This window comes from Pseudoalteromonas sp. SA25 (genome assembly GCF_011378705.1).
In the GTDB taxonomy this organism is placed as follows: domain Bacteria; phylum Pseudomonadota; class Gammaproteobacteria; order Enterobacterales; family Alteromonadaceae; genus Pseudoalteromonas; species Pseudoalteromonas arctica.
The window spans coordinates 188,712-206,017 of sequence record NZ_WTKV01000004.1; the positions used below are offsets into that span (position 1 = coordinate 188,712).

At 36.6% G+C, this 17,306-nt stretch carries 13 protein-coding genes; 2 read left to right on the forward strand and 11 right to left on the reverse strand.

Going from position 1 to position 17,306, the window contains the following annotated elements:
• Positions 1–35: 35 nt before the first annotated feature.
• The 10 genes from GQR45_RS04955 to GQR45_RS05000 form a co-directional block, all read right to left on the reverse strand.
• Positions 36–1,109 (reverse strand): glycosyltransferase, encoded by a 1,074-nt coding sequence (locus GQR45_RS04955; RefSeq protein ID WP_165725314.1) that lies wholly within the window; start codon positions 1,107–1,109, stop codon positions 36–38.
• Positions 1,106–1,951 (reverse strand): glycosyltransferase, encoded by an 846-nt coding sequence (locus tag GQR45_RS04960; RefSeq protein WP_165725315.1) that lies wholly within the window; start codon positions 1,949–1,951, stop codon positions 1,106–1,108. The genes GQR45_RS04955 and GQR45_RS04960 overlap by 4 nt, the downstream gene beginning before the upstream one ends.
• Positions 1,952–1,997: 46 nt before the next feature.
• Positions 1,998–3,101, reverse strand: a complete 1,104-nt coding sequence (locus tag GQR45_RS04965; RefSeq protein ID WP_165725316.1) for a glycosyltransferase family 4 protein — start codon at positions 3,099–3,101, stop codon at positions 1,998–2,000.
• Complete coding sequence (locus tag GQR45_RS04970; RefSeq protein WP_165725317.1) at positions 3,098–4,330, reverse strand: oligosaccharide flippase family protein; 1,233 nt, start codon at positions 4,328–4,330, stop codon at positions 3,098–3,100. Before GQR45_RS04970 ends, GQR45_RS04965 begins: the two co-directional genes overlap by 4 nt.
• A gap of 759 nt (positions 4,331–5,089) precedes the next feature.
• On the reverse strand, positions 5,090–7,357 hold the full coding sequence (locus GQR45_RS04975) for a polysaccharide biosynthesis tyrosine autokinase (protein ID WP_165725318.1): 2,268 nt from the start codon (positions 7,355–7,357) through the stop codon (positions 5,090–5,092).
• Positions 7,358–7,372: 15 nt separating this feature from the next.
• On the reverse strand, positions 7,373–7,807 hold the full coding sequence (locus tag GQR45_RS04980) for a low molecular weight protein-tyrosine-phosphatase (protein ID WP_165725319.1): 435 nt from the start codon (positions 7,805–7,807) through the stop codon (positions 7,373–7,375).
• Positions 7,808–7,817: 10 nt separating this feature from the next.
• Positions 7,818–8,933, reverse strand: a complete 1,116-nt coding sequence (locus GQR45_RS04985) for a polysaccharide export protein (protein ID WP_165725320.1) — start codon at positions 8,931–8,933, stop codon at positions 7,818–7,820.
• A 451-nt stretch (positions 8,934–9,384) separates the two neighbouring features.
• Positions 9,385–9,867 (reverse strand): transcription/translation regulatory transformer protein RfaH, encoded by a 483-nt coding sequence (gene rfaH, locus GQR45_RS04990; protein ID WP_165725321.1) that lies wholly within the window; start codon positions 9,865–9,867, stop codon positions 9,385–9,387.
• A gap of 433 nt (positions 9,868–10,300) precedes the next feature.
• Entirely contained in the window at positions 10,301–11,710 is a 1,410-nt protein-coding gene (locus tag GQR45_RS04995) for a sugar porter family MFS transporter (protein WP_346774194.1), read from the reverse strand.
• A gap of 61 nt (positions 11,711–11,771) precedes the next feature.
• Complete coding sequence (locus GQR45_RS05000) at positions 11,772–12,812, reverse strand: LacI family DNA-binding transcriptional regulator (protein ID WP_165725323.1); 1,041 nt, start codon at positions 12,810–12,812, stop codon at positions 11,772–11,774.
• Between the two features lie 211 nt (positions 12,813–13,023).
• Here GQR45_RS05000 and GQR45_RS05005 point away from each other — a divergent pair, with 211 nt between their 5' ends.
• Positions 13,024–14,634, forward strand: coding sequence for a glycoside hydrolase family 43 protein (locus tag GQR45_RS05005; RefSeq protein WP_165725324.1), 1,611 nt, complete (start codon positions 13,024–13,026; stop codon positions 14,632–14,634).
• A 94-nt stretch (positions 14,635–14,728) separates the two neighbouring features.
• Here GQR45_RS05005 and GQR45_RS05010 read toward each other — a convergent pair whose 3' ends face one another.
• Complete coding sequence (locus tag GQR45_RS05010; RefSeq protein ID WP_165725325.1) at positions 14,729–15,685, reverse strand: Gfo/Idh/MocA family oxidoreductase; 957 nt, start codon at positions 15,683–15,685, stop codon at positions 14,729–14,731.
• A gap of 162 nt (positions 15,686–15,847) precedes the next feature.
• Between GQR45_RS05010 and xylB the strand changes: the two genes are divergently transcribed.
• The gene (xylB, locus tag GQR45_RS05015) at positions 15,848–17,305 is read left to right on the forward strand and encodes a xylulokinase (protein ID WP_165725326.1); all 1,458 of its coding nucleotides are present in this window, start codon (positions 15,848–15,850) and stop codon (positions 17,303–17,305) included.
• Position 17,306: the final 1 nt, after the last annotated feature.

The following is a 17,306-nucleotide window of genomic DNA, read 5'->3' on the forward strand; positions in this document are numbered from 1 at the left end:
AATGGGCTTTCCCCTTTTTACCTAAATAACAGGATCTAATTATTAGCAACTTGATTTATCTTTGAAATGAAAAGCTCTGTATTGCTTTGAAGACGCCCTTTATTGCTTACTAAGTTCCTATTATAATTTAGGAGATTTTCTAAACCATCAGTTTTCTCTTTAATTACGCTGTAACTTTCAAGCATTTTAGCTGATAGGCTTTGGGCATTAACCTCTGCACAGATAATTCCATTTTCTGTATTTATCCATTCATTGTTAGCATCTATATTAGATACTATTGGTAAAAGTCCTATTTCCATAGCTTCTAATAATGACAAAGGCATACCATCGATTTCTGGCACAGAAATAAATACATCCATGTTAGTAATCTCTTCTAGCATGATTTTATGCCGTACATAGCCTTTAACTTTTATGTACTGCTCTAGTCCTGGGTTATCAAAAAGCAAAGTATCCAGTTTGGCTTTAATTTCCCCACCTCGACCATAAATATACAGCTCAGCCTCTACTTGGTTATGAGTTATGAATTCGACAAAGGCGTCAATGATAACATCTACACGATAAAGTGAATCCCAGTTGCGATTTGATAAAAATCTTATAATATTATCACTTTTATCTTTCTTTCGATTAAGTACTGGAACCCCATACTGATAAACATCAATAATATCTTTATTCCCACCTAATTCTATAAGTTTTTGTTTCATATGTTCAGCAGGCGTACTTATCCAAGTAAAACGCTTAAGTGCCTTTCTAATTAGGAATAAATGTAACCTATTGTTAGATTTTATATAATTGTTTACATCAGACCCCCAAGTGTTGAGAACTAGGTTTTTCTTAGGAACTAAAAGTGCAAGTAAACCATAGGATGATAAATAATGAAAGTTAACTACATTTGGTTTATATTTCCAATAAGTGTATAAAAATAAGGGAATTAAAATCAAAAACCTTAGAATCCGACTTCCATTTTCAATTGAAATCTCCTCAACTTCCGGAATGAAATCACTCCCTCCGGGATCAATTGTTATAAACTTTAAATTTAAACCTACAGACCTCTCATACCATTTTTGTATATGCTGACTTTTTTTTGGACCAACAATTAGAGCCTTTTTCATGAGTATCTCTTAGAGAAGTTAAGAAAGTAGTTTTTAAGGTGTAAAATAGAGAAAACAGTAGCAAAGCGATAAATTAACCTATTGAATTTCAATCGACTTTCAATAAAGTCATAGATTCTATAGTCTGATGAATTTAAAGCCAATTCTTCAGTTAAAATAGTCCGATTACGAAAGGACTTTGATATTCCTACTTTATACATAACTTGAACCTTCTTTCTTCGCTGACCAATAGCACCATTTCTGATTCTATAGTTAATCAACTCTTCCTTTAAATTTACAATAACAAAATTTAAAGATTTAGCTCTACATAAAAAGTCATAGTCTTGCGCAGCTAAGTAATTCCTATAACCTGAAAGTTCGTCAAAAACTTCTTTTTTAAATATTAGCGAAGGATGTACCATTTCATTACCATAAAGAAAGCGAGGAGACTCTTTATTAATGATATGACCTATCACATGATTGGATTCGTCTATTTTAACCGCATTTGAGCCTAAAATATCAACATTAGTATTCTCAATTTCGTTTAATTGAATATCGAAACGTCTTATGTCACAAACATCATCAGCATCCATTCGAGCTATTAATTTAAAGTCTTTACAAAAGTTATTAATTACATAATTTAAACTTTTGGCAAGGCCAATATTCATGTCAGAGAAATAGACATTCACTTTACTTTCAAATTTATCGATAAAGCTCAAATATGAAAGTAATTCGCTATCTAAATTTTCATTTTTATTATCGACATAAACAAAAACATTTGATGATTCTATGTTTGCCAAAGCATCGACAGTACTTTCTAAAGCAAGCTGTAAATGTTCAATTTCTTCGTTATAAACTGTCATTACAACAGCCAGGGTCCTTTTCATAACCATACCAAAATCCAAAATACTATTTATAATTTTCTATTAAATACATTGCAAAATTTTTAGAGTGAAAACGTGTTGAAAACTCAATTAAGTCATTTTTAATATGTGAGTCATAATCTCCATTACTAATATAATCTAAAACATCTGAGTCGCTATTAGCTAGTAGGCCTGTTTTGTTATTTATTGCCTCTTTTACACCATACAAATTATTTCCTATAGCGGGAGTCCCACATGATTGAGATTCAATATAAACTAAACCAAATGATTCTTTAAACTCTGACAAAAGCCAAAACACGTTCGCCAAACTATAATACTGCTTTAAGTCACTTCGATTAATTTCGTCTGCAAACTTAATATCATCATTTAATGACAATGAAAAAACCCGTTGTTTTAATTCTGCTGAGAATGGCCCTCCCCCCACAATAACCCATTTAAGGTTTGAATTGGACTTCCTAGCTTGATTAAATAATGTTAGTTTCCTAATAAACCCTTTTTTCTCCACTACTCTACCCACGGTCAGTAAAACTATATCAGATAACTTCAAGTCCAAACTAGTCCTAAGGTTACTAGCGTCAACTGGATAAAACAAATCCGAATCGAAGCCAAAGTAAAAAACTAATATTTTTTCCTTTTTTACTTTAGATGTGGTGTGTTCAAGAAACTTATCTTTCATATAATAACTGTGTGCAATACATTTAGAACAATGAGTAATAGCACGGTTATATACTTTTTCAAGACATAATAACTTAGCCTTTATACTTTTATTTTGATAAAAATATTCAGGTTCAGAACCATGCAATAGTAAAACGCTTTTTTCTAGTTCCTTTTTTGTAAAGATTAATCCTGCAATATATTGTGATACGTTATCATTGCAGATGATGAAATCATAGCTTGAAAGGTTAATACATAATTTTATATAGGCAGTATAAGCAATAAACCACGGTTTTCCTTTGTAGTCCACCTCAAAACAATGATTCACATCTGATAAGTCGTTGTTTTTACGAGCCCTAGTTAAAATATCGACTACTACACCTTGGTTAGATAAGTCTGTAACTAATTGCTTTGCTACTACGCCTGCTCCGCCACCAAAATTTGGATATTCATGGCTAAAAATTAAAACTTTCAAAAGCTCACCTTTGATAAATATTTATTACATTTAAAGAGTCTATGAAAGTATTCAAACACTAAGGCTATAGAATATGCTAAACATACTTTCCCCATCGTTAAAGTACCAATACTCAACATAATAATTATGAGAATAAAAAACAGCAGTGATGAATAGATTAATGTTTCTGTGTAATCTTTATTCTGCTTATTCGCCATTAAACAACATAAACCCATGAAATATGAATGGCCTCTTACGAATATGAGTAAACCAAAAAAATAAAAAACACTTACTACATCATCTAAGCTAACCCCCATTATAAAGAATATAATTTCATTAATTTGCTTCGGGAATAAAACGAGAAAAAACAAAGGGGTAGCGCTGAATAAAAACACTAATCTAGAGGTTTTTTTATACATAAAAAAATCAAATTTTTGACAAAATTTAGGATAGAAAGAAGAGCTAAAAGAAGATAAAAATGAAGATAGAACATTAGATATTTTCATTGCGAATTCATAATAAACTAATAACTCATAACTAATTGCTAAACCAATAATTATTGCTGATGTTTTATCCTTAGCTATTGAAATAATATTTGTTAAAAACAACCTAAATGAGCTAGAGAAAAAAACTGCAATGTCTAAAAACTTTACTTTTACTATTTTAATATCTCTCTTCCGTAGTAAAAAAAACGGAAGTAATACGCCTAAAAAATAACCAAAAGATAATAAAATTATCACTATATCCCTGTCGCTTTCATCACCAACACTTATAAAAATCATTATTGATATTAATAGTCTAGAGAGAACTAATGGTACTGTAAAGTTGCTTAGTTCCTCTCTTCCATGATAATACCAGCGGGTGGTAAAGGCAGGTTCAAATATAGAGATTATAAAAAATAAAAAAATACTATCTATATCAGAATATAATAAAATTAGAATATAAAGAAAAGCCCCTATGCAACTTAAAACTAATCGCCCCCAAAAAACCATTGAAAAACTATGACTCAGTACTCGAGTTTTTTTTTCCCCTGACACCAAGCTTATTGCGGCTAGATCGGTACCAAAAACGACAAACACTTGAAAATAAGTAATAATTATCTGAGCTAATATAATTTTACCATACTCGTCTGCACCTATTTTATTTATTAAAAAAGGGTATAAAATTATTTGTACAAGTACAGTAATTACTTGGATCGAACTAAGATTTATAAAGTTATTAAAGACACTCTTTGGAATCAAGTTTTTCATTAAAAGCACTATTATAGGAGTTAATTTTATAGTTTTGATGTAACTATAGAGGACATTTATAAATTTCATATTTGTTTAAACAGCTTGGTATAAAATATACCGTCCACTCCACCTAAAATATGAGCTTTTAAATGATGGAGTAATATACAAGCCTATTTACAAACACTAAATAAGCGAATACTACATCTCATTAAATTGAATTCACTTAGCTATTTCCCTAACTTTAATTGAGAAGCTACTACTAGATATGCTAGCTTGGATTGCTATATTATTCAACTTGCTAGCCCCAGATGGCATAAATTAAAATACGTAAATAATACTTGCTATGTCATAACTTTGACTAATTATGGCGAAAAAAGCGATTTAATAAAATATATTAGTTTTTAAAATATAGTAACTAAGCTTTTTAATAAGCTAAAGCATATCATATTTTGATATGCATTATTCCCCATCTCACTTTTTATCAGTTCTTAATATCACTCTAATATCTTCGCTTGATCACAAGTATATACAAGGGTAATAAAACCTCCGAAATATAATTTTTTTATTTATATAAAGTTTTATATCTACCTTATGAATATGCCAACAAATCATGGGGGCGTCATGTTTTTCTTCACTATAATATCTCAGTTTTATTACACCCCGCTGAGACACTTTTTTCCATTTTGAGACAGCCAATTTTGCCTATCTTATTGTAATACCTTGTTTTTATACTTTTATTAAAAAGTGCCCAATAGGCCCTATTTTTTTTAACCTTTATTACTTATCACTTTTATATTCATAGTTGTAGTAACCATAATATCCATATGCATTACTAGCTTTTTTAACTACACCATTAAATACAACGCCCTTTACATCGATTCCATTTTGCTCAAAGCGATTACGAGTTAGCTCTATTTCACGCAAATGATTTTGCCCAAAGCGTGTCACAAGCAATGTAGTTCCACATTGAGCACTAACTATTACAGGATCAGTAACAGCTAAAATTGGTGGCGTATCTATAATTATTATGTCGTAAGCAGTTCCTATTTCTTCAATTAATTTACTAAAGTTGCTGTGCATTAAAAGCTCTGAAGGATTTGGTGGAATTTGTCCACGAGTAATGAGACTTAAGCCTTCAACCTTAGTTGCTTTTGCAACCTGTTCAAGATTCAAACGACCTGACAGATAGTCACTTAATCCATCTGTAGCCTCTATCCCAAACTGAGTTTGTAAGTAGCCTTTACGCATATCAGCATCGATAATCAATACTTTTTTACCACTTTGTGCAAGTACACTTGCCAAGTTGACCGATATAAAAGACTTACCTACACTAGGGCTCGGCCCTGATATAGCTATGATATTGTTTTTAGCTTCCATCATCGCAAAGTGTAGGCTAGTACGTAGGCTACGTAACGCCTCTATTGCTAGATCCGCAGGATTATCAAGCGCTAATATACTTTTAGGTTTATTGCTCTTACTCTTTCGGGCTCGTTCTGCAAATCCACTTAATTTATCCTGATAATCTGAATGCGGTACACTTGCATACACAGGTAAACCAATTCCTTCTATTTCTGCTGGATCTTCAACTCCTTTGTGCATTGCTTTTTGTATAAGTACTAATGCTACAGCTAGCATACCACCTAGCATAGTTGCCATGACTACTATTAGTGCTTTTTTAGGCTTTACAGGTTTACTAGTATTAACCTCTGCGTAATCTATAATACGTACGTTACCTACTGTACCTGCACGAACTATATCAAGCTCTTGAGTCTTACTAAGTAGTAAAGTGTATATTTGATTGCTTACTTCTACATCACGCTTTAAACGGAGTAGCTCTTGCTGGGTTTCTGGTAGGTTACTTACCTCGCCTACAAGTTCTTGCTTTTGACTTTCAACAGCTTCTATTTGCTCTAAAATACCTTGGTATGTTGGATGGTCTTTTTTAAACTTACGACCAATTTCCAGGCGTTTTAAGTTTAGTTCTTGTAATTTGGTTTCAAGCTTTACTACTTGTTCAAGCACACCTTGGGTTTCTAGTGTTATATTTATAGATTGGCGTTTTATTTGATAGTTATTAAAGCGTTCTTCAGCATATTCAAGTTGTTTTTTAATTTCAGGTAATTGTACTTCTAAAAATTCGAGTGACTTTTGAGCTTCAGCGCTATTACGCTCTACATTTCGGCGAACATAAATAGCGGCTACTTTGTCGAGCACTTTTTCAGCGTAGCTTGGGTTAGTGCTTTGCAAACTTAGGTTTATAATACCTGAATCTTTACCCTTTTCACTTGCGCCTATCGCCGCTTGTAAATCTAAAATAGTATTAAGGCGATCTTTACGAGAAATTAAAAACTCAGTACCAGCGCGCGCGTTTAAAGTACGAACAGTTAAACTAAACTTATTTTTTTTAAGTTCTTCACCTACTTTACCTGCTAACACTTGCTCTCCGTCAGCATTTAAAAGTTCAATGTTATTATTAGCTTGCGCTACAAGAGTATATGTTTGGTTTATTGCTGTACGCGGCACTTCGAATCTAAATATATTTATACTCTCGCCACCCCACGCATAGCTGCCAGCACCAAAGCTTGGCTCTGCTAGCTCGCCACTTTCAGTTGAGGTAAATTTACGAAATGATCGGCTACCAATAAGTGGGTATAATTTAGGTTCAGCTACAATATCGAGGTTTAACACATCGACTGCCTCGCCGATTATACTACGAGACTTTAATAACTCTATTTCGGTTACAGCGGCCGACGTACTTTCGAACATACCTGCCATATCGTCAAAACCGGGAACCGATGCACTGCTGTCTTCAACTTGAATCATTGCAGTTGCCTGGTACACAGGCATACTTAATACAGCATAAATAGCACCTACAAACATAAACAGTACGGTCAAACTTATTATGAAGTATTTACGATCGAGCAGTGCACCTAAAAGCGCCATTAAATCGATTTCTTGTGTTGGTTGTGTGTTATTTATATTTTTATTACTAGCGCTACTAGAACTACTAGAACTACTAGAACTATTATTCGGCAGGGTATTCATTAAATTAGCCATTCCTTATAAATACTTTTGCCAAGCGCTACATGCGCTGTCGATTAATTTGTATACATGTTCAAAAGCTTCTTGGCTTTGACGATACGGGTCTGGTATTTCAGCGTTATCAATCCACTTACCAAGTAAAAACGTTTTACCGCGCGCCTCTGGGTAACGAGCATGAACATCATTTAAGTGACGTTCTTCCATAACCAGAATTACACTATTTTTTGCTACTAAGCTTGAATTAAGCTGCTGTCCTTGATGGGCGTCCATATTAATCCCGTGAACTAGTGCAATTTGTTTTGCTTTTTCATCTGCTGGTTTGCCCTCAAGAGCTGTTAAACCAGCAGAAGATACTTTGATATTTTTTCCTTCAAGTTTTTGCTTTAAAACATATTCGCCAGTTGGGCTGCGGCATATGTTACCCGCGCATACTACTAATACAGAATCAAACATCTTATTATCCTTAATTAGCGCTTATATCGTCAAGGCTGTCAACTGTCGCTATCGAAGGTAATAATAAGCTTATTACGCGATTCCAACGAGCTAGTGGTGCTGATGTCACATAAACGATATCGTGTGGTTGTAGCTCGAATTGCTCAGCTAACACGAGTGCTGCGATGCTTTTTGCGTGTAGTTGGTATACATCGGCCAATATGCCTGTCTGTTCATAATTACGTTTACGAAGTACAAATACACCGTTGGCGTCAGCAGTTGCCTCATTTAAGCCACCTGTATCGCTTAACGCTTCAGCTAAATTTAACCCATAACGCGTTAAGGTAACTGAACCTGCTCTTTTGACGTCACCCAATACAAATACTTTTTGTTGATCATTACGATTTACATGCACTATATCGCCATTTTGTAACAAGCGATTTTGCGTGATATCACCGTGTGCATAGAAGTCTTCTAGTTGTATTACCTCGGTTTTATTACCACGTGTAAATGTAACAGTGCGCCAATCTGCAGCAGCAGTTAAGCCACCTGCCTGGTTAAGCGCGTCAATAAGCGTTAAGGGGATTTCTGTTACAGGATAAATGCCAGGTTGGTTTACTTCACCGGTAACGTAAGCCTTTTGGCTTCTAAAGCCTACTACTTTTATGTCTACTTGTGGGTCTTCTATTACTCGAGCAAGGCGCTTAACTAACTCTTGATGTACTTGGCCTACAGTTTTACCAGCAGCCGCAATATTTGGTGCATATGCATAAGTAATTGTGCCATCTTTTTGTACACGAAAACCATCAAATTCAGCAGTACGTTGAACTGCTGCAGGAATAGTTAGTTCTGGGTGATCCCATACGCCAATTGTAAGAACATCACCTACGCCTAGCTTATATTCGTAACCATCGACGTCTAATTCTTCAACATTTAATAGTGGTTTAGCCGCTTTTCGCGTTAGTTTTTGTTGATTTATTAAAGATGAATCTATGATTTGTATGTTTACTTTTTCTAGATCGTTGTCAAAGTTTTGTGTTTGCTCGCCAGAGTCAATACCCTCAAAATGACTACCTGGTATAATAGTACACCCAGTTATAGATAAGAATGCGAGTGAAGTAATGAGTGATTTATAGCTCAACGCCATTGTAGAATCCCAAAATTATTATTAAATATTGCTTTTTATTCACCAACAATAATCATGATGATGAGTACTTGTATTTTTAGCTGGGTAATTAAAGCATGACAATAAAGCCTGTGCAAGATTCAGGACATTAGTAAGCACTTAAACAGTTAAAAAAATGTGAAAACCAAACTCACACTAGGCTTTTAGTATTAAAAAATACAAAATCGTTATAACACAATTGTACTTACTACTATTAATTATCGGAGTTATCGCAATTTATTGTCTATTAATTTCTAATATATCTTTTGCTAAAATTGTTAATTTAAAACAGGTTGTACATATGTTTTTGCGCACGCTTCCGCCCCTAGGTTGCAGTTCCTACGTACTGGTTTTATTTTATTTTATTTTAAGTAAGGTATGACCTGACTCATAGTTAATCTATTTTTTGCTATTACTATTTTGAAATTTAGCTTTATATTTTTATTTCTTTATTATCGACACTCATTTCTATTCTTTTATTGAGTAAATTAACTAACAAAATACTCCGCATGTCACCATCAGGCTCTTTATATATTGCTTCTACACTATGAAATGAGTCATTGTTAAGAGTTACTACATCACCTGGTTTAGGAATTTTTGATTCGCTGCAGTGAGAGCAACTAGTCTTCAATGCAAATATCAACGAATTAGGAGCTACTTGATACATTGAACCATAGGATATGAAACCACCAATTCCTCGTGTGTTTTTTACAACAGAAAAGTTATCGTTTTGTGGATCTAGGTATACAAATAAGTAGTTTGGAAATAAAGCAGAATTTTTGATGGTACGACGACCTTTAACCAGTGTTTCTGTGGTTAATTTTGGATAAAATGCTTCAATCCCTTGATTAAGCAAGTTTGTTTTTGCTCGCTCTTCCTGCCGAGGTTTACAAACTACTAAATACCAAATTCCCATGGTTGTCCCTAAAGCTCGAATCATTCAAGCACAATTAATACGACACTAAACTAAATGAGAGGCGCATTATACGTACTTGATAGTACTCGTGTAAAGGACATAAAGTATAAAATATAGTGCTTTATTTTACTGAAGATAAAATGGGCTTCGTTTTGATCTTGGTATTTGAGAAAGCCGTAAAACTGTTCTATATAGAATCCTTTGTACAAGGCCTACATACAAAAACTGTAACTAAACATTTACTATCTCTTCCCTGATAACCTACCCAGTATTTCAGTTAGTTGCGGTAATAAATTATTGAAATTAGTTATTGCTGACCAAAAGGATTAATTATTAAACTAAAATTTGGTTATGCTTTCGCAGCTACCATCAAACTAGATACGAGACACCAAAATCATTGCTATGGTTTTGGTGCTTATTAAAGGGATAATATTTACCCTTTCATTTGTTCAAGCTCTTTACCTTTGGTTTCGTGTAAAAACTTAAATACAAATATGACTGAAACAAACGCGCAAAATGCGTAAAAACCATACGCCCCTGCTAAACCAATGCCTGTGAGCATAACAGGGAACGACCAGGTAATTAAAAAGTTAGCTATCCACTGGGCAAAGCCGGTAACTGCAAGGCCAGAGCCACGAATTTGGTTAGGGAACATTTCACCTAGCATAACCCACATTACAGGGCCCCACGATAGGTTAAAAAAGAACACATATGCATTAGCGGCTATTAAAGCAACTATGCCCTGCTCTCCTAATTCTAAGTTACCTGTTGAGCCAATATCTGCGTTTAAAAAGGCATAAACAATAACCGAAAGCGTCACTGTCATACCAATTGAACCGGTTAACAAAAAAGGTTTTCTGCCAATTTTATCTATAAAATACATGGTAATAAACACCGCTAAAATACTTACAAAACCGCTTATTATATTAATGAGTAACGCGTCAGACTCAGTAAAGCCAGCTGCTTGCCAAAGTACCGCGCCGTAGTAAAAAACAACGTTAATGCCTACTAATTGTTGAAATGTAGCTAAGCCAATTCCTATCCAAACAATGGGGCGTAAACGTTTTTTAGGTTTATCAATAAGATCAGATAATTTAGGTTGGTGTTTATCACCAGCAAGAGACTCTGCTATTTCATTTAATTTAAGAGAGGCAGTTTCAGCACCATATAATGACGATAACACACGTGCAGCAGCGTCTTTTTTACCAGCCATAATTAAGTATCGAGGGCTTTCGGGGATAAAAAATAAAGCGATTAAAAACAAGCATGCAGGTAATAATTCAACCCAAAACATCCAACGCCATGTTTCAAAGTCAAGCCAAAATAAAGCCGTAGAACCGCCAGCCGTATTTGCTAAAAAGTAGTTACTCACAAATGCGCTAAACAAACCAAATATAATAGCCACTTGTTGCAGTGTAGAGAGCGTGCCTCTGTATCGTGCGGGGGCAATTTCGCTAATATAAGCTGGGGTCATAACCGATGCAGCCCCTACAGCTAAGCCACCTAAAATGCGATAAATCACAAATTCAAACGATGTGACTGACGCACCCGAGCCCCAAGCACTTATAATAAATAAAGCAGCGGCAAAAAGTAAAATTGGACGCCGACCAACTTTATCAGCCAATCGACCTGCGCCAAAAGCACCAATGGCGCAACCAATTAGCATACTCGATACGTTAAATCCCGTACCCGCACTACTGGAGTCAAACGCAGTTTGGAGCCCATCAACCGTGCCGTTAATTACGCCGCTGTCAAACCCAAATAAAAAACCGCCAATGGTCGCAACAAAGCAAACCAATACTATTAAAAGTACATTTTCTTTCTCGTTCATAAGTATCCATATTGTGTGTTGTTGTTATTTTATATAGATTTTGAAGCTCAAAAGGATATACGTTTTCGCTTATTTAGTTATTTTTATTGGCTGAGCTTGATTCTCTTTCTATTAATTCAAAATCTAAAATATGTCTTAAGTCTAAGCTTTTTACATTGCTCAAATCGTTATACTGACCTGATGCAAGTAAAGTAATGGCAAGCTCAGCCATTTCATTAATGGGCTGTCTTACGGTTGAAATATTTGGCCAAACTATGGTCGCAAGTTGCGTGTCATCAAAGCCAACAACCGACAGTTCGCTTGGAATATTAATACCTTGTTTTTGAGCTATTGAGATTACAGCGGCTGCCATATCATCGTTAGCTGCAAAAATAGCTGTTGGTTTATCATCAAGCGAAAGTAATTTTATTGCCGCTTCCATACCCGATTGATAGGTAAAACTGCCCTGCTCTATATACTCAGGTGGCGTTATTATTTTATTAGAGCGCAGCGCATCTAAATAACCTTGGTAACGCAAACGGCTTACACCTTGTTTAGTGTCGCCAATAATATGTGCAATTTTGCTATGCCCTTGATTTATTAAATGCTCTGTAACATCAAACGCCGCTTGATAATCGTCCATGCATATATAAGGGGAGCGATTTAATTTTGTATCTGGCGTTATTCTTACAAATGGCACTTGAGCTTTAGTAAGCACATCTAAAACCTGTTCGTTATCGCACATAGGAGGCAGTAAAATCATGCCATCAACTTGTGTAACATCAATAAGTTGCTTTACCGATTCAATTGTTTTGTCAATATCGGTATGCGCTTCGTCAACAACTAGGTGGTAGCCCAGAGCGCGGCATTTTTTAAGCGCTGCTAACAAAAACTGGCTTATGTAAGAGTCACTTGGGTTATCGTATAAAAGCCCTAAAAAGAATGACTTAGTACTAGCAAGGCGCCTAGCAGACACATTTGGCCTGTAATTTAATTGCTCAACAACCGTCATTACTTTTTCGCGGGTTTTGTCGCTTACTTTTTTGTCTTGGTTGAGCACGCGCGAAACTGTCATCATTGATACACCAGCCTGCTCGGCTACATCTTGTATTCTTACTCTTTTAGGATCGGCCATTACTGTTATTACCTACTCACAATCAGTGGATTGTTATAATTAACTTTCTTAATTTTCATTATACATAATTGTAAAGCTTGATATTGTTTACAGCGCGTTTTATATGATTACTTATTGACAAAGTCTTATACTACACCGAAAATGTTAGCGCTAACAACAAATTTGTAATATTCATACCCAATAATATAAAAAACTTAAAAAGGCCTATATTATGAGCATGCTGCAAAACCCAATTCTAAGAGGCTTTAACCCAGACCCAAACATCGTCAGAGTTAATAACGACTACTACATAGCCACTTCAACATTTGAATGGTTTGGCGGTGTGCAAATTCACCACTCTACCGATTTAGTAAATTGGCGAGTTATAGGCCAAGCACTTAACACCGTAGAGCAACTCGATATGCGAGGAATGCCCGACTCTTGCGGCGTATGGGCACCGCAACTTAGTTACAATAATGGCCGTTTTTATTTGGTATATACCAATGTAAAAAGCTTTGATGGCCCTTACAAAGACACACCAAACTATTTTGTATCAACCACTGATATTACCGGTAACTGGTCACAAGCGACTTACTTAAACTCTAGCGGTTTTGATCCGTCTATTTTTCACGATGATGACGGTAAAAGCTATTTGCTAAACATGTTGGTTGATCACCGCAACAACGCACTATTTGGTGGCATAGTAATGCAAGAGCTTTGCCTAAAAACCAATAAATTAATAGGCGATGTTAAACCTATATTTTCAGGCACAGAACTTGGTTGCACTGAAGGCCCACATATTTTAAAACGCGGCGATTACTACTATTTAATTACCGCTGAAGGTGGCACTGGGTATGAACACTGCATTAGTGTAGCGCGTGCTAAAAACGTATTTGGCCCTTACCAAGCACACCCACACAACCCCGTAATAACAGCAGCCCACGAGCCGAGTAATGCGCTGCAAAAATGTGGCCATGGAGATTTTTTTCAAACACAAACCGGTGATTGGTACACGGTATTTTTAACATCTAGACCACTGACTGAGCGTGGCCGCTGCATTACAGGGCGTGAAACAGGGATTGAGCAAATAATCTGGAAAGACGATGGCTGGCCTTATGCAAAACACACAAATAAAGCCCCCAGGATACACGTACCCGTTGAAGGTTTAACGCTAAACCCACAGCCGCAACCCACAACACATATTGATTTTAGTAACGATGGGCTTACTGTTGATTTTCAGTCATTGCGTATACCCATGTGCAAAAGCTGGGTGTATAAAAACACTCAAAAAGCATCGCTCACCCTAGTGGGAAAAGAGTCTTTAAGCTCATTGCATCAGCAAAGTTTTATTGCCAGGCGTGTACAGGCTCATCATACTGTTAGCAGCACATGCGTTGATTTTGCGCCAAGCAGTTTTCAACAAATGGCGGGGCTAGTATGTTATTACAACACCGCGCATTACTACTATTTGCATATAAGCGGCGGCGATGTAGGCGATGAAACCACACCACGTTATTTAAATATAATAAGCTGCGATAAATACCAAACAAGCACGCCTGTTGCACCGCTTTTGCTTAAAACAAACAAACCTGTTTACTTAAAAGCTGATTTTAATGGCGCTCAGCTGCAGTTTTACTACGCCACCGAAAAAAACTGCTGGATAAAGTTTGGTCCAGTGCTCGATGGCAGTATTTTATCTGATGATTACGTGCAGCAATCACCACAAGGGTATCGCCCGTGTTTTACCGGCGCTTTTGTTGGTATGGCGTGCCAAGACTTATCGGGGAGAAATAAAGAAGCTCACTATTCATTTTTTAATTATGACGAACCTAGCGGCGAATAAATCGCCGCCAGTTAAGTTTATTAGTTGATTGAAAGCTTTTTGAAACTGCTTTAAAGCTCATTCAAAGCTCTATTAAAGTTCTCTTAAAACTATTTTAAAACAGGGCTTTAATACGCTCCATTTGTGATTGTAAAAGTAAACTTTGAGAGTGGCTCATAATGTCACTCTCTCGTTTGTTTTCGCTCAGTAAGCGCCCTACTTCTTGCGCTTCAAAGCTATAACCTTGTGACTGCCTGCCATCTTCAAAATGCTCAATTAAGTCATCAAGCTCATACAAAGAGCACTCATAAGCCCTAAATGCATCGGGTATTTTTATATAGCCTTTGTCGCCAATAATATACGCGCCATTCCCTAACCGGCATTGAAATGACGTTGCTAAGCTCACCATTACATCGCCACAATTAGCAGTAATAAGTACATCGTCTTCCACGCCTTTGTAGCGAATATTTGCTCTTACGTGTAAGTTTTCAAGGTCGTTATTTAAAAAGTAATTGGCAATGGCAAGCGGATAAATTCCCATATCGAGTAAACAACCGCCCGCTAAATCTGGGTTGTATTCACGCCCGTCGGGGTTAAAAGGCACAGGGTAACCAAAGTCAGCTTTAACATGTTTAATAGTGCCAATTCGCCCTTGCCCTACCCATTGTTTTGCTTTTTGTATTGCAGGTAAAAAGTAAGTCCACATGGCTTCCATTAAAAATACGTCGTGCTTTTTAGCCAGTAGAGACAACTGCTTGCACTCTTCAGCCGAAACCGTAATGGGCTTTTCGCACAATACATGCTTACCTGCTTTAATAGCATCGCTGGCATTTTTAAAGTGAAAGTTATGCGGGGTCGCAATGTAAACTACATCAACGTTTTTATCGTCAAATAATGCCTGATACCCTTCGTAGGCATTGGCCGCACCATACTTGCTCGCAAAAGCGGTTGCATCATCTCCATTTCTTGCTGCAACTGCGTACGCAACACCATTATTTATATGTGCTAAGTCTTCACAAAATTGTGCAGCAATTCGGCCACAACCAACAATACCCCAGTTTATTTTTTTCATAGTGTTTCCTTATGATCTTAAAAAGAAATTTAAGTGAACTCCAACAACCAAGCAATAAACTTGCAAATTAATTGTTAAACATAGTTTAAAACTAGCTTGACTTAACAATATCAAATCATTAATGTTAGCGCTAACACTAAAACAACATTAAGTATCACATTTATGTTCCTTGGTATCGATTTAGGCACTTCAGGTGTAAAAGTAATTATTTTAGACGAGCAAGACCAATTGCTTGCTCAAGCAAGTGGATCTTTAAGCGTTTCACGCCCAGCACCACTTTTTTCTGAGCAAAACCCTACAGATTGGTGGCTTGCTACCTGTAGTGCAATTGAGGAGCTTAAAAATACTCACCCTGCATTACTAAAATCGGTAAAGGCTGTGGGCCTTTCTGGGCAAATGCATGGCGCTACGCTGCTTGATAAAAACAATAACATTATTCGCCCAGCCATTTTATGGAACGACGGGCGCAGTGCTGCACAATGTGTAGAGCTTGAAAAACGCGAACCAAATTCTCGTAATATTACCGGCAACATAGTAATGCCTGGTTTTACTGCGCCTAAATTGGTGTGGTTAAAAGAGTTTGAACCAGAAAACTTTGCAAAAATAGCCAAAGTATTACTACCAAAAGACTACCTACGCTTTTTAATGACCGGTGATTTTGCATCAGACATGTCTGACTCAGCAGGCACACTGTGGCTAGACGTAGAAAAAAGAGCATGGTCGCAAAAAATGCTTAGCGCCTGCGACTTAACAGAGCAACACATGCCTACCCTTTTTGAGGGCACACAAATTACTGGCAAATTAACAGCCCAGGTTGCTGCTAAATGGGGTATGGAGCAGGTGCCTGTTGTTGCAGGTGGTGGCGATAATGCCGCAGGCGCTGCCGGGGTTGGTGTAGTAAGGCCTAAACAAGCGTTTTTGTCATTAGGTACTTCGGGCGTTTACTTTGTTGCTAACGATAAATACCTGCCTAACCCAGAAGGTGCTGTACATACTTTTTGTCATTGCATTGAAAACACCTGGCACCAAATGTCAGTGGTGTTAAGCGCAGCAAGCTGTTTAACCTGGGTCACTAAATTAACCGGTTTTAAAAACGAAAGCGCATTGCTTGAACAAGTAAGTAAATGCGATTTTAGCAAACCAAGCTCAGTCATATTTTTACCTTATTTAACTGGCGAGCGTACGCCGCATAATAACCCCGATGCCAAAGGCGTATTTTTTGGTTTAGACAGCGATACCGATGCAGCAGCTCTTGGCCGTGCAGTACTCGAGGGCGTTGCTTTTGCCTTTGCCGATGGCCAACAAGTACTGCTTGATGCTGGTGCACAAATTGACGATGTAACCGTTATTGGTGGTGGCGCTAAAAGCCCACTGTGGGGAAAAGTCATCGCAAGTGTACTCAACCGCCCCCTAATTTACAGAGAAGGCTCAGAAGTTGGCCCCGCATTTGGCGCTGCAAGACTTGCCCGAATAGCAGTAACACAACTCCCTGCACAACAAGTGTGTGTTAACGGCAAAGTAACGCAAACAATTGAGCCAGACCCAGTCATGCAAAACTTTTACGCACAACAATACACAACATACAAAGCACTTTACCAAAGTGTAAAAACATACTTTTAAT

Coding starts and splice junctions, on each gene's coding strand:
- GQR45_RS04955 (WP_165725314.1), bottom strand. CDS start 1,109: ATGAAAAAGGCTCTAATTGTTGGTCCAAAAAAAAGTCAGCATATACAA.
- GQR45_RS04960 (WP_165725315.1), bottom strand. CDS start 1,951: ATGACAGTTTATAACGAAGAAATTGAACATTTACAGCTTGCTTTAGAA.
- GQR45_RS04970 (WP_165725317.1), bottom strand. CDS start 4,330: ATGAAAAACTTGATTCCAAAGAGTGTCTTTAATAACTTTATAAATCTT.
- GQR45_RS04975 (WP_165725318.1), bottom strand. CDS start 7,357: ATGAATACCCTGCCGAATAATAGTTCTAGTAGTTCTAGTAGTTCTAGT.
- GQR45_RS04980 (WP_165725319.1), bottom strand. CDS start 7,807: ATGTTTGATTCTGTATTAGTAGTATGCGCGGGTAACATATGCCGCAGC.
- GQR45_RS04985 (WP_165725320.1), bottom strand. CDS start 8,933: ATGGCGTTGAGCTATAAATCACTCATTACTTCACTCGCATTCTTATCT.
- rfaH (WP_165725321.1), bottom strand. CDS start 9,867: ATGGGAATTTGGTATTTAGTAGTTTGTAAACCTCGGCAGGAAGAGCGA.
- GQR45_RS05000 (WP_165725323.1), bottom strand. CDS start 12,812: ATGGCCGATCCTAAAAGAGTAAGAATACAAGATGTAGCCGAGCAGGCT.
- GQR45_RS05005 (WP_165725324.1), top strand. CDS start 13,024: ATGAGCATGCTGCAAAACCCAATTCTAAGAGGCTTTAACCCAGACCCA.
- GQR45_RS05010 (WP_165725325.1), bottom strand. CDS start 15,685: ATGAAAAAAATAAACTGGGGTATTGTTGGTTGTGGCCGAATTGCTGCA.
- xylB (WP_165725326.1), top strand. CDS start 15,848: ATGTTCCTTGGTATCGATTTAGGCACTTCAGGTGTAAAAGTAATTATT.